Source organism: Pseudomonas maioricensis, from assembly GCF_022790535.1.
Classification (GTDB): Bacteria; Pseudomonadota; Gammaproteobacteria; order Pseudomonadales; family Pseudomonadaceae; genus Aquipseudomonas; species Aquipseudomonas maioricensis.
Genome location: NZ_LOHG01000016.1, coordinates 16,640 through 30,329 on the forward strand (window position 1 = coordinate 16,640; position 13,690 = coordinate 30,329).

11 protein-coding genes are annotated in these 13,690 nt (G+C 56.5%); 2 read left to right on the plus strand and 9 right to left on the minus strand.

The genetic code is table 11. The annotated features are described in order from the left end of the window. Positions 1–9: 9 nt before the first annotated feature. Both AUC61_RS21100 and AUC61_RS21105 read right to left on the minus strand, forming a co-directional pair. Positions 10–2,154, minus strand: coding sequence for a 3-hydroxyacyl-CoA dehydrogenase NAD-binding domain-containing protein (locus AUC61_RS21100; protein ID WP_243248085.1), 2,145 nt, complete (start codon positions 2,152–2,154; stop codon positions 10–12). A 30-nt stretch (positions 2,155–2,184) separates the two neighbouring features. Further along, the gene (locus AUC61_RS21105) at positions 2,185–3,390 is read right to left on the minus strand and encodes an acetyl-CoA C-acetyltransferase (protein ID WP_243248086.1); all 1,206 of its coding nucleotides are present in this window, start codon (positions 3,388–3,390) and stop codon (positions 2,185–2,187) included. Positions 3,391–4,022: 632 nt separating this feature from the next. On the opposite strand from AUC61_RS21105, the gene AUC61_RS21110 reads away from it, so the two are divergent. Further along, on the plus strand, positions 4,023–4,394 hold the full coding sequence (locus AUC61_RS21110; protein ID WP_243248087.1) for a rhodanese-like domain-containing protein: 372 nt from the start codon (positions 4,023–4,025) through the stop codon (positions 4,392–4,394). A gap of 4 nt (positions 4,395–4,398) precedes the next feature. After that, positions 4,399–5,220, plus strand: coding sequence for a cytochrome c (locus AUC61_RS21115; protein WP_243248088.1), 822 nt, complete (start codon positions 4,399–4,401; stop codon positions 5,218–5,220). 156 nt (positions 5,221–5,376) lie between these two features. On the opposite strand, the gene AUC61_RS21120 is transcribed toward AUC61_RS21115, so the two are convergent. From AUC61_RS21120 to speE, 7 genes are all read right to left on the minus strand, one after another. Beyond that, on the minus strand, positions 5,377–6,195 hold the full coding sequence (locus AUC61_RS21120) for a transglutaminase family protein (RefSeq protein ID WP_243248089.1): 819 nt from the start codon (positions 6,193–6,195) through the stop codon (positions 5,377–5,379). Beyond that, positions 6,192–7,151, minus strand: a complete 960-nt coding sequence (locus AUC61_RS21125) for an alpha-E domain-containing protein (RefSeq protein WP_243248090.1) — start codon at positions 7,149–7,151, stop codon at positions 6,192–6,194. Before AUC61_RS21125 ends, AUC61_RS21120 begins: the two co-directional genes overlap by 4 nt. 12 nt (positions 7,152–7,163) lie before the next feature. Beyond that, positions 7,164–8,573, minus strand: coding sequence for a circularly permuted type 2 ATP-grasp protein (locus AUC61_RS21130; protein WP_243248091.1), 1,410 nt, complete (start codon positions 8,571–8,573; stop codon positions 7,164–7,166). 502 nt (positions 8,574–9,075) lie between these two features. Next, entirely contained in the window at positions 9,076–9,417 is a 342-nt protein-coding gene (locus AUC61_RS21135) for a ribonuclease E inhibitor RraB (RefSeq protein WP_243248092.1), read from the minus strand. Positions 9,418–9,662: 245 nt separating this feature from the next. Then, positions 9,663–9,899: a hypothetical protein gene (locus AUC61_RS21140; protein ID WP_122663860.1), complete on the minus strand. Its 237-nt coding sequence runs from the start codon at positions 9,897–9,899 to the stop codon at positions 9,663–9,665. Positions 9,900–10,186: 287 nt separating this feature from the next. Further along, on the minus strand, positions 10,187–12,274 hold the full coding sequence (locus AUC61_RS21145) for an LTA synthase family protein (RefSeq protein WP_243248093.1): 2,088 nt from the start codon (positions 12,272–12,274) through the stop codon (positions 10,187–10,189). Between the two features lie 337 nt (positions 12,275–12,611). After that, positions 12,612–13,472, minus strand: a complete 861-nt coding sequence (speE, locus tag AUC61_RS21150; protein WP_243248094.1) for a polyamine aminopropyltransferase — start codon at positions 13,470–13,472, stop codon at positions 12,612–12,614. Positions 13,473–13,690 lie beyond the last annotated feature (218 nt).

Below are 13,690 nucleotides of genomic sequence, written 5' to 3' on the forward strand. Positions count from 1 at the left end.
GCGTCGTTTTTAAAACCGTTCCCCTTTGAGAGCCTTGTGTAATAACAGCGAAGGCGGTTCGAACCGCTCGCCATAGCGCTCGGCAAGGTACTCAGCGCGGGCGATGAACTTCGGCAGGCCGTACTGGTTGATGAACTGCAACGTCCCCCCTGTCCAACCGGCAAAGCCAATGCCAAATATCGACCCCACATTGGCGTCTGGCACGGATAACAAGACGCCCTCTTCCAGACAGCGCACGGTTTCAATCGCCTGAATGAACAACAGTCGATCCTGCACATCCTGTGAAGCTAACCGCAAACCGGTTTTTTCGAAGCGCGTTAACAGCCCTGGCCAGAGATGCCTGGGCTGGTCTTGCGGGTAATCATAAAACCCTGCCCCAGCCGCTTTGCCAAGGCGCCTGTGCTCATTGACCATCAGCTCAAGTATCGCCGTGGCCGGATGTTCCTTGACCACCTTGCCCTCGGCTTGGAGATCCTTGCGGGTCTGTTCGCGGATGTGAGCCATGAGACTCAACGACACCTCATCAGCAACAGCCAAAGGCCCTACCGGCATACCGGCCTTGCGCGCTTCGGTCTCGATCATGGGCGCTGGAACACCCTCGCCGAGCATGGCAATACCTTCATGGGTGAAGGTCGCGAACACCCTTGAAGTGAAGAAACCACGGCTGTCGTTCACGACAATGGGGATCTTCTTGATCTGTTGAACGAAGTCGAAAGCCCTGGCAAGCGTCGCCTCACTGGTCCGCGCGCCCTTGATGATTTCAACCAGTTGCATCTTGTCTACCGGGCTGAAGAAATGCAGGCCGATGAAACGCTCAGGCTCGGTCACGGCGGTTGCCAGACCGGTGATTGGCAAGGTCGAGGTGTTTGAGGCGATGACGGCATCCTTCATCGCGAACTGCTCGGCCGCAGCGCTGACTCTGGCCTTGAGCGCACGGTCTTCAAACACCGCTTCGATGACCAAATCACAGCCCGCCAGCTCGGCATCGTGCTCGGCGCAGTGAATCCTTGCCAGAATAGCCTCACTTTTCCCGGCGCTCATCCGGTCGCTGGTCACCTGTTTCGCCAACAGGCGAGCGCAGTGCTCGCGGCCTTTTTGCGCAGCCGCAAGATTGATGTCTTTAAGCACCACGTCAATACCTGCACAGGCACTGACGTAAGCGATACCAGCGCCCATCATGCCTGCGCCCAGCACCCCGACTTTGCGGGTGACGACCACAGGCAGATTGTGCGGTCGGGATCCGCCTGCTTTGATTTCATTCAGCTGAAACCAGAAAGTGCCGATCATGTTCTTGGCAACCTGTCCGGTCACCAGTTCTGTGAAGTAGCGCGTCTCGATCAACTGGGCGGTGTCAAAGTCCACCTGAGCCCCTTCGACGGCAGCGCAAAGGATTTTTTCCGGAGCGGGAAAGCAACCTTGGGTTTTACTGCGCAGGATCGATGGTGCAATGGCTAACATCTGCGCACCCCTGGGATGTGAGGGTGTGCCACCTGGTAGCTCATAACCCGGTCTGTCCCAGGGTTGCTGTGCGTCAGGATTGGCCAGAATCCAGGCGCGCGCCTTACTCAGCAATTCATCGCGATCACGTGCGATGTCGTCCACCAGACCGGCCGCCAGCGCCTGCCGAGCGTTGAGTTTTTTGCCTTCGAGCAGATAAGGCAACGCTTTTTCCAGACCAAGCATGCGCACCGTGCGCACGATCCCGCCGCCGCCCGGCAGCAAGCCGAGCGTGACCTCCGGCAAGCCGACTTGAGCATGAGGCTCATCCAGCAGAATACGATGCTGACACGCCAGGCAGATCTCCCAGCCACCGCCCAGTGCGGTTCCTTTAATTGCCGCAACCACTGGCTTACCCAAGGTTTCCAAGCTACGAAGCTGAGCTTTGAGCGTCTGCACAATGTCGTGAAACCAATGCGCACGGTCTTTGCCAACCTGTACCAGTTCATCGAGGTCTGCGCCGGCAAAAAAAGTCTGCTTGGCCGAGGTGATAATGACCCCTGCCATGGCGTGCCTGTCTGCCTGCAGCCTGACAATCGTTGCGGCCATCGCGTCGCGATAAACCGCGTTCATGGTATTGGCGCTTTGCCCGGGCATATCAATGGTCAGGACGACAATCTGGTCCTGACCTTTTTCATACTTAATGGCTTCAGTCATGAAAATGTTCTCTGCTATGCGGGAAAGGACTCAGTAGCGCTCGATGATGGTGGCGATACCCATGCCGCCGCCCACACACAAGGTCGCCAGGCCGTAGCGCAACTGACGCTCTTCCAGTTCGTCGAGCAAAGTGCCGAGGATCATGCAGCCGGTGGCGCCCAAAGGATGACCCATGGCAATAGCGCCGCCGTTGACATTGACCTTGAGCGGATCGACGTCCAGGTCCTTGATGAACTTGAGCACGACCGAAGCAAAAGCTTCGTTGACCTCGAACAGGTCGATGTCCTGAACTGTCAGCCCGGCTTTGCTCAGCGCTTTGCGCGTGGCAGGTGCTGGCCCGGTGAGCATGATGGTAGGGTCGGTGCCGGTGACGGCGGTGGTGACGATTCGACCGCGGGCCCGCAGTCCAAGCGCCCTGCCCTTGACGTCTGAACCGATAAGCATCGCAGCCGCGCCATCGACAATGCCGGAGCTGTTGCCCGGCGTATGCACGTGCCGGATACGCTCCACATGGCTGTAGACCCGAAGCGCGGTGGCATCGAAGCCCATTTGCCCGATCATCTCAAAGCTCGGTTTAAGCTTGCCCAGACCTTCCAGTGTCGAGTCGGCACGAATGAATTCGTCGTGATCCAGCAGCAAACAGCCATTCTGGTCACGAACCGCAATCAGTGATTTGCGAAAGGCTCCTGACTGTCGCGCCCGGGCTGCCTTGTGTTGTGAGTCGAGCGCAAAAGCATCTACATCAGCGCGGGAAAATCCCTCAAGCGTAGCGATCAAGTCAGCGCCGATGCCCTGAGGCGTGAAGTGACAGTGCATGTTGGTTTGCGGATCCAGTACCCAGGCACCACCGTCACTGCCCATGGCCACGCGAGACATGGACTCGACACCGCCGACCACCACCAGCTCTTCGAAACCGGAGCGAATCTTCATGGCCCCCAGATTGACCGCCTCAAGCCCGGACGCGCAAAAGCGATTGACCTGCACTCCCGCCACGCTGACATCCCAGTCGGCGACCATGGCAGCGGTCTTGGCGATATCCGCACCCTGATCACCTACTGGTGTGACGCACCCCAGAACAATGTCATCGACTTCGGCGGTGTCCAGGTCATTGCGCGTTTGCAGGGCTTTGAGAAGCCCGGCCATCAGGTTCACCGGTTTAACGCTGTGTAACGCGCCGTCTGCCTTGCCCTTGCCACGCGGCGTGCGTACCGCATCGAAAATCAATGCTTCGCTCATGAAGTCCTCGATCACTTTATTGTTATGGGTGAGTCGTTTGAAGACACATTAGCCGCAAGTGACAGGGATTCAATCGAGAGCACAAAGACCAGCGTAGGAAAATTCCGACACTGACGAACGGTTGCCGGGACCTGAGGCACAGCGGACGTTGTTGGAAGCGTCTAGTAAGGGAGCATCCGCCGGAACGCAGACTTTTCTATAACCATTAATTCGCTACAGTGATATCTAAATAGGAAATAGTTCTAAACAGCAGTGCTCTTGGACTCTAAGGTTAATTTTGTAGCAACAGTAGCGCGATAAGAAATACAGGTAGCGCTTGGTTTGTCGGCGGCTTCGCCGAACCAGTTGCTCAATGAATCACCTTTGCCAGCTGCCCGGACATTCATTAAGAATTCGGCGAGCTTTTGTCGCTCAGGAATAACAAAAAAAGGCGGACAGCCATGTTCAAGCATTCCAAAGTACGTCAGGCCGGACTCATTGTCTTCGCCACTACCCTGTTGTTGATCTTGCCAAACCTGAGTCGCCTGTTTGGATGAGGCCCTCGTGGCACTCAGGTTTTGATCATGTCAGCGCCCTACCGGACGACGCGCATCTGTGCCAATCTTTCCTCTCAAGGGAAGGAGGCAGTCACGATGAATAAAGGGTTGGCGCTGATATTGGTGGCTTTCTGCGGCAGTGCCGCAGCAGGCGAAGTCGAACAGGCAGTGGCGGTCGCAGCGCTGAAAGAAGGGAAACTGGCCGTCGATGTGCGTAGCCAGACTGATTACGACGCAGGGACAGTGCTCAATGCCGTGCGCGTTGAAGAACGGCGCCTGGTCAATCAGATGAAGCAGGTGCTCAACGACCGCAACGTCGTGTTCGTCGTGTTCAGCAGCAGTAACGAAAAAGCCAGCAAGGCTCAGGACAAGCTGAACAGGGCCGGGTACTACAGCGTTATCAACGGTGGTAACTACGAAGAGCTGCACAACGCCCTTTACGATATCAGCGACGATCCTGCGGAGTGATGATTTGCGTTTTATCCTTTCCCTGGCCGTGCTGATTCTGACACTAGCCCCTCAATGCTCCCTAAAAGCCGCACAGCTGAAGATTGAACGAGAAGATCAAGTCAACATCTGGCAGACCAGTCAGTTGCTCTCGCACCCGCAGATTCAGACCATCAAGATTGATGAGGACGTCGCCTACAAGCGTGCGATGAGCTATCGCGCCATACCGCTCGCGGCGTTGCTTGAAGGGGTCACGCCGCAGGATCACCTGCAGGCCGTTGCAACCGACGGCTTTGCGGCGGAGATACCAGCAGCGCCGGTCATGCAGCCCAAAGGGTCAAAAGCCTGGCTAGCCATTGAAGACCCGGCTCATCCATGGCCGCCCCTCAGCAACGGTACGCAGAGCGCCGGCCCGTTTTATCTGGTGTGGACGGATCCTCAGGCCGATGGAATTGGCCGCGAAGAATGGCCGTATGCAATGAGTATCCTGCGCGTACTGGCGTCCGTCAGCGAACGCTTTCCCGCGTTACTGCCCGACCCTAAGCTGGCGGCTGACAATCCGGTGAACAAGGGTTTCGCGTTGTTCCAGAAAAATTGTCTGGCCTGCCATCGTTTGAATGCAGCCGGGGACTCACAATTGGGCCCTGATCTGAACCTGCCTCACAGCCCCACTGAGTATTTCAGCGAAGGATACCTGCGCCAATACATTCGCGACCCGCAGAGCCTTCGTGAATGGCCGCAAGGCAAGATGCCCTCCATTCCAAAAGAAGTGCTGCCGGATACCGAACTGGATCAGGTCATTGCCTATCTGGAGCATATGGCGGCACGGCGCAAAGCGAAAGAATAACGGTAAGCGCAGCGCGGGTCTGGAAGCCTCGCGAACAAGTTCGCTCCTACCGGTTCAGCGCGGTGTCGGGTAGGAGGTAACTTGTTGCCGAGAGGGCTTGATGCGGTGGTTCAGGAATGGCGCCTCGGCATCAATGGCTGATGGCGCCCCTGGCAATCACTGATGCTGCGCCTGCATCATGACTTTGGGTGCGCCCGCCATTGGCGATACCAGCACCTTCGCATGCATCTGCTCACAGCCGCCACCGCGACGCATGCCACGAACCGGGCAAGCGTCCAGATAATCGAGGCCGACCGCGAGTTTCAAGTGGCGCTCCGGAATGGCCAGTTGGTTGGTGACGTCGAAGCTGTACCAGGCATCATCGATCCATGCCTCAGCCCAGGCATGGCTGGCCAGATGCTCGCTATCTTCGCTGTACAGATAACCCGAGACATAACGTGACGGAATCCCCAGGCTGCGAGCGCAGGCCAGAAATGCGTGGCTATGGTCCTGACAAACGCCCGACCTTGCGGCAAACGCCTGCGCAGCGCTCGTGTCCACCTCGGTGGAGCCCGGCGTATAGGTGATGTGCTGATTCAATGCATGCATCAGATCAATCAGCGCCGTGCGGTCTTTGCGGGTTTTGCATTGCTGAGCGGCAAAGGCGCGAATCGCTTCGTCTGGCTCGGTCAGGCGTGTAAAACGCAGAAATGGCAAAGGCGACTGACTTTCATGTTCAGCTTCACGCTTCTCATCGATTTCAACCTGACCGCGTGCACCGATGATTATCGCTTCGTGCGGCTCATCCATGCTCAACACATGCAGGATATTACCGAACGGATCGATCTGCGCGCGCACCGGACGTGGCAGCGTCAGTTGCCAACTGAGCACCTGCTGGCGCTCGCTGTCGTGGGGCGTAAGGCGTAGATACTGGATGCTCGCGCGGACCTGATCCTCGTAGTGATAGGTGGTCTCGTGGCTAATTGAGAGTCTCATGCAGCCTCCAGGTAAGAAGTGTGGATTGCGTTACCCAATTGGGCCAGCAAAGGAATGAATTCGTTCAACCACTTGTGCAGTCCCTCATCCAGGATTTCGTCGATCCCGGTATAACGCAGACGTGCATCCAGCTCCGCGGCCAATCGTTGCGCCGGGCGGCCGTTGGCGCCAGGCAGACTGGCGAGGATCTGGTCCAGCTCTTCCAGACAGGCACTCAGTGAACGAGGAACATCAGGGCGCAGCAACAGCAACTCTGCGACCTGCCTTGCACCTGGCGCATCGCGATACAACTCGGTATACGCCTCAAAAGACGACAGCGCCCGCAGCAAAGCGCTCCACTGGTAATAACCGTGAGCCGAACTGTCGGCCACTGCATTGGTGTCATTGCCACGAAGTTCGAGCATTTCGTAGCGGGCATCGAGCATGCGCATGGTGTTGTCCGCACGCTCGATAAAGGTCCCGAGACGAATAAAACGGAACGCGTCATGGCGCATGATCGTGCCGTAAGTAGCACCGCGAAACAGGTGTGAGCGCTCTTTGACCCACTCGCAAAACCGGCTCATGCCATAACGGGTCAGGCCTTGTTCGGCGATACCGCGAATTTCCAGCCATGTGGCGTTGATGTTTTCCCACATGTCCGCAGTAATTCGCCCTCGTACCGCATGAGCACTCGCCCGCGCAGCGCCCAGGCAACTGTAGATACTGGCCGGGTTGCTCGCATCAAGTGCGAAGAAATGCAGCAATCGTTCAGCATGCAACTCGCCGTGACGTTCCAGATAGTGATCCAGCGTGCCGGTGATCAGCAGCGGCATGGCCAGCTCATCAAGACCGTCACCACGCCCGTCCTGAGGCATCAAAGACAGCGAATAACTGACGTCCAGCATCCGGGCGAGGTTTTCCGCTCGCTCCAGATAACGCGACATCCAATATAAATCCGAGGCAGTTCTACTTAGCATTGGCAGGCATCCTTAATCCTCGACCACCCAGGTGTCTTTTGTTCCGCCACCTTGAGACGAGTTCACCACCAGCGAGCCTTCACGCAGCGCGACTCGGGTGAGCCCGCCGGGTACGACGCGGGTTTCACGACCAGAAAGGACAAACGGGCGCAAATCGATGTGGCGAGGTGCAATGCCGTTCTCGACAAACGTCGGACAGGTCGACAGGCACAACGTCGGTTGCGCGATGTACGCGTGCGGCTTGGCTTTGATACGGGCGCGGAACGACTCGATTTCCGCAGCAGTCGCGGCAGGCCCGACCAACATGCCATAGCCACCCGATCCCTGGGTTTCCTTGACGACCAGTTCCGGGAGGTTGGCCAGCACATGAGACAAGTCAGAAGGTTTACGGCACTGCCAGGTCGGCACGTTCTGCAGAATCGGTTCTTCATCCAGATAGAAACGGATCATGTCCGTCACATACGGGTAGACCGACTTGTCGTCCGCGACACCGGTACCGATGGCATTTGCCAACACCACATTGCCCGAGCGATAAGCAGACAGCAGGCCTGGCACACCCAGCATCGAATCAGGGTTGAACGCCAATGGATCGAGGAATGCGTCGTCTAGACGACGGTAGATAACATCGACTGCCTTAGGCCCGTCGGTGGTGCGCATGAACACACGATCGTCGCGAACGAACAGATCTGCCCCTTCAACCAGCTCCACTCCCATTTCCCGGGCAAGAAACGCATGCTCGAAAAAAGCACTATTAAAGCGACCTGGAGTGAGTACCACCACACTCGGATTGTCCAGCGGGCTGGAACTCTTCAGCGTGTCGAGGAGCAGATTCGGATAATGATCGATCGGCGCGATACGCTGCGCTGCAAACAGCTCGGGGAACAGACGCATCATCATCTTGCGGTCTTCGAGCATGTAACTCACGCCGCTCGGAGTGCGCAGGTTGTCTTCCAGCACGTAATAGGTGCCGTCGCCGTCACGAACCAGATCCACGCCGGAAATGTGCGAATAAAGGTCGCGGTGCAGATTCAGCCCCTGCATCGCCAACTGATATTGCTCGTTGGCCAGCACTTGCTCGGCAGGAATGACCCCGGCCTTGATAATGCGCTGTTCGTGATAGAGGTCAGCGAGGAACATGTTCAGTGCTTTGACGCGCTGAATACAGCCCTTTTCAACAACCCGCCACTCACTGGCAGGAATGCTGCGCGGAATCGTGTCGAAAGGAATCAGGCGCTCGGTGCCTTGCTCGTCACCATAGAGCGTGAAAGTGATCCCGGCGCGATGAAACAATAAGTCGGCCTCACGCCTGCGCTGAGCCAGAAGCTCAGGGGGCGTTTCACCCAACCAGCGGGCAAATTCCCGATAATGCGGGCGGACCAGACCGCCAGCATCGTACATCTCATCATAAAAGGTGCGGATCATGCCGTACTCCTTGTCACCACGGACACCAAGGGCCTTCGCAAGGCCCGTGCCATCGGCATAAACGCTTAAATATCAATTGGTTACATAAAATCAGAAAGCCACCCGCACCATTCCTGTGCAATAAGCTCCCCAACCAATTCTCCTACGCTTCATTCGGAAGCGTATTTCAACTGCAAAAGCTATGAACAGCATAGCCAGAGTTGATTTCACGAGACGATATTGTTTCCCGATAATCAACGACATCCGAAACACAGCGTATTTGTATGCCCCGTTTCAAGTCGTTGTCGAAAAACACGGCAGCGCTACCAGCACCGACTTCTCACCGAACTTCCCTTTGAGCCACTCACTGAGTGGCTCTTTTTTTTGCATGTCGTCCAGCGACAACGACCGTCAGAAACAACTCATACTCAATCTTGCGTTTAGAGCCTGCAAACTAAAAACCGGCCAACTCCCGGGCACACGCCCCGAAATCGGCCGGTCATTCAAGCTGTCACGGTAAAACTCATGCGTGTAAGCGCCTGATCTCCTGCCTGACTCCCCAACCCTCGACCTCACCGTCAAGCGGCGTGATTGCGGTCTGGAAATCCTGTTCGAAATCACCGATGCCGTCGTAGGTCGCGTGCATCACCTTGCTCAATTGCAAATGCCAGGCACCGTCGTCTCGAACGTTGATTTGAGTATTCAGCGATTCACCACGGTATTGATCCGCGGCCTGCCTTGCCCGTTCCTCATCCGGGAAAACGGCGTAGAACTCAATGGGATGTATACGTGCAAAATCAAAACCGCTTTCTTTCATGCGGCGCAGTACGTTACTGCTGATGTCCTCTTGATAGGCTGTGCTCATGAAACGTCCTCCTATTCAACGATAGATAGAGTTTCAACATTCCCGAATGACGCGCCCTTGCAGGTCGTCCACGGCAGATACTCCGCCGCCCCAGGATCAAGCATGTAGCTGACAAGGCCGTATCCAATTGCGGACCGGCATCGACATGGAGAAAACGGGAGAAGCGTTTCACCCGTCTCACTTGCAGAGTAACCCCATCATCGGCCTTCTGCCAATTCCCGATCAGGGCATTTTTTTCCGCGTGATCAGGAAGCCTCCTTGATGGAGAGGATCTGCACGGAGTTCTGGTCTTTCAACGACTTGGCCGTAGGCTCGGCTGTCCGGCCTTCCAGGTCATTCATGTCCAGCTCATCAGCCACCGGAAACAATATAGGTCGCAGACGACGAGCAACCTCCTCGTCACTGGGACGATGCTCGGACTCCATAGCATGGCTTTGCTGCACACCGTCTTTGTCGAGATACGAAATGGTCCACTGTTTCATCAAGGTCTCCTCGGCAGCCGACAATGCGGCTTACGTGATCTTGACCTTTTGATGCGGGCATTCGTTCACAGGATTTGAATCGCTTGGGCTGTAGGAGTGAGCTTGCTCTCGATAGCGGCGTATCAGTCACAGGTATTTAACTGCCAGGCCGTCATCGCGAGCAAGCTCACTCCTACAGGTCCAACTTCGCTGCGCGACAGCGCGGTGTAAATGACGGTGCCTTTCGCATACACCAGACAACAAAAAGCCCCTGCGCGAGGGGCTTTTTGCATTACATCACCACGGGATCAGTTCTTGCTGGCTTCGACCCCGGCAGTGTTATCCAGCAGGCTCTTGGTCGCCGTTTGCAGGAAGCTGTCGAGCTTCTCGCGCAACGCCTGGGTATCCGGTGCATCCGGAATCACTTCAGCGTGAGGTGTACGGCCAAGGGTGTAGGACAGCACCTTCGGATCCATCTCCTTGGGCTCGATCAGGATCCGGTCACCGGTGATCAGAGCAACCGTCTGCTCACTGCCCGAGGGCTTGATAACGCCGAAGCCCTTGTCGCCAGCAGGCAGGTTAAGCAGGTCACGCCCCCAGCACTGGTGACGGGTTTCGCCGCCAAGACGGCCCATGATCGTCGGCACGATGTCGATCTGCGTACCGACAATGCTGCTGCGCTGACCGAACTTCTCCTGCATGCCTGGTGCGATAAGCAGCAGCGGCACGTTGAAGCGACCCAGGTCCATTTCAGTGATTTGCTGATTGTTGCCGAAACCATGGTCGCCCACGACCACGAACAAGGTTTCCTTGTAATACGGCTCTTTTTTGGCCTTCTCGAAGAACTGCCCCAGCGCCCAGTCGGAGTAACGCATGGCCGTCAGGTGCTCATCCAGTGAGCCGTGCCCGGTAACAGGCTCCATTGGCAATTTTGGCGGCAGCGCGTAAGGCGTGTGGTTGGACAGGGTTTGCAGCAAGGCATAGAACGGCTTGCCGTTTGCACCCCGGGCTTTCAACTCTTGAGCGCCACGATCAAACATGTCCTGATCGGAAACGCCCCACGTCGGATCGGAGAACACCGGATCAACGTAATCGCCACGACCGATAAACGTGGTCATACCCTGATTGCTGAAAAAACCCGACTGGTTGTCCCAGGCGAAGTTACCGTTGTAGACATAAACGTCGTCATAGTTACGAGCGCTTAGCAGCTGCGGCAGACCGGACAGCTTGTGCGCACCTTCGGGCGTCTGCATCAGGTATTCGAAACCAGGCAGGTTCGGGAAGCACGCCATGGTCGCGAACATACCCTGATGGGTGTGCGTACCGTTGGAGAAGAAGCGGTCGAACAACAGCCCTTCTTTCGACAGTTTGTCGAAGTAAGGTGTGATATTCGACTCGTCCCCCAGAGCGCCCACCGAGTGACCGGCGAAGCTTTCCATGAGGATGACGACAACGTTCTTGATCGGCAGAGTATTTTCCACCGGCGGCGTGAAATCGCGGCGGATGGCAGCCAGATCAGGCTCTACCAGCTTGTCATTGGCGGTCAGCAGCATGTCCCGCACGGTTTGCTGAGCAGCCGGCTGTGGCAAGGTCGCTTTCCAGATATTGTCGCGATCTTCAGACATCCGGCTTTTGGCCGCGGCGATCAACGTCAAGGTACCGTTCAGGCCCAGCGTGTTGGCGAAATTGGATTCGGTGGTGTAAGCATCGCCCCAACGCAGTGGCGGCCCCTGACGCAGCGTACCGCGTGCGGCAACCACGGCAATCAGCAAGCAGACCACGAACACGCCAATGCGCGCATACCAGGGCGCAACATTACGATTGCTGGAATTGCTGACGCTGAACTCACGACGCGGACGAGTCGCCCGATCAACGCCTTTGAACACCAGACTCAATAGCCAGGTGACCACGGCCCATGCCAACAGGTAGCGAACCACCGGAAAGCCGTACCACAACATGCTCAGAACGGTCTTGGGATCTTCCTTCACGTACTGGAACACCAGTCCATTCAGACGCTGATGAAATTCGCGATAGAAGTCCATCTCCATCAGACCGAAAAACAGCGTGATGCTGGCGACCAGGGTCAACCAGAAACGGAAGAACCCGCGTGCAGCCATCGCGCGGACGCTGAACAGCGAGAGCAACAGCGGAATCATCAGGTAAACCGTCAGACGCAAGTCAAAGCGCATCCCATTGAACAGCGCTTCTACAAAGGTCGATGCCGGTGTATCGCCGATCATTTCGCGGTTGTAAACCAGCAACGCAACGCGCAATAGCGTGTACATCACCATCAACACCAGAGCACTGAGCAGCGTGTACGCAAGGTGGGATTTGACGGTAGGTTGCAGCGAGCGCGACGACGCGTGCTTATGAATCATAGCGTCCGGTTTAGCCATGTTGTTCTAGGATCCGTTGGATTCAGAGTAGGGTTCGAAAAGCGTGCGTCCGGCAATGACATTGCATTGGCGAACGGAGGGCGCAAATCTTACGTGATCGCCCGCGGTTTAGCAGCGATGCATGACAGATGTTTTACCTTCGATGGTAAGAAGTCAGGGTGAAAAAGACCCGACCACAGCGACACCCATCGCAGGCGACTGAAAATCGCGCGCAATTCTCTATGACAGGGCGTGAAAATTTCGTAGTGGCTAATGAGCGGCAACTACCGCTGATTGAGTGCTACGCAGAACTGACCTGCCATGGACAGATCAGGCCTGCGTAACCTTTTGAAGGGTATCAGTCGTTGCTTGGCTTGTTTACCGCTTGCAGCACGTACTGAGGCAGTGCGAAGGCGCCGATATGGATTTCGGGATTGTAATAGCGAGTAACAATACCGCTGCCTGCGAAACGCTGACGTAGGGTTTCCAGTGGCAGTTTGCGGTACGCCGGATCAGTCGCACCCCAGGCAAACGTCATTGCGCCGCCGATATAAGTAGGGATCGCCGCCTGATAGAAATGCCAGTCCGCGAACAGCCCACGCATGCGCCCTGCCGTGGTTTGCACGCCGCTGAGTTGCATGAACGGAGTGCCGTTCTGCGTGACCAGGATGCCGCCTTCGTTCAGGCAGCGATGACAAGCCTGATAGAAGTTTTCCGAGAACAACACCTCTCCAGGACCGATCGGGTCGGTGGAGTCGGAGATGATCACGTCGAATTTGTCTTGGGTGGTCGCGACGAAACGCATGCCGTCGTCGATCACCAGATTCAGGCGCGGATCGTCGAAGGCACCCTTGGAATGCTCCGGCAGGAACTCCTTGCACATTTCGACCACGGTGCCGTCAATTTCCACCATGGTGATGTGCTCAACCGTGCCATGTTTGGCCACTTCACGCAGCATGCCGCCGTCACCGCCACCGATGATCAGGACGCGACGCGCCTTGCCATGCGCAAGGATCGGCACATGAGTCAGCATCTCGTGGTAGATGAACTCGTCGGCTTCAGTGGTCTGAATTACGCCATCCAGCGCCATCACCCGGCCCATGCGCGGATTCTGGAAAATCACCAGATGCTGGTGCTCGGTGCGCACTTCGTGAAGCATTTTTTCAATGCGAAAGCGCTGGCCGTAACCCTCGTACAACGTTTCTTGATAATCGCTCATGGGTAGGTCCCTGATGAATGCTGAAAACAGGACGGCCAGCCGCCCATAAGAAAGGCGCGCATTCTACGTTGGGAAAGATGACAGGTCGAACCTTGGGTGCTGTAACCACTGAAAACCTTGGGCTTCTGTTAAAAAAATCCCTGAGTTTGAAGATGCGCTTTATGTAGGAGCTGCCGAGGCTGCGAAGCATTTAACCTGATACGCCGCTATCGCAGCCT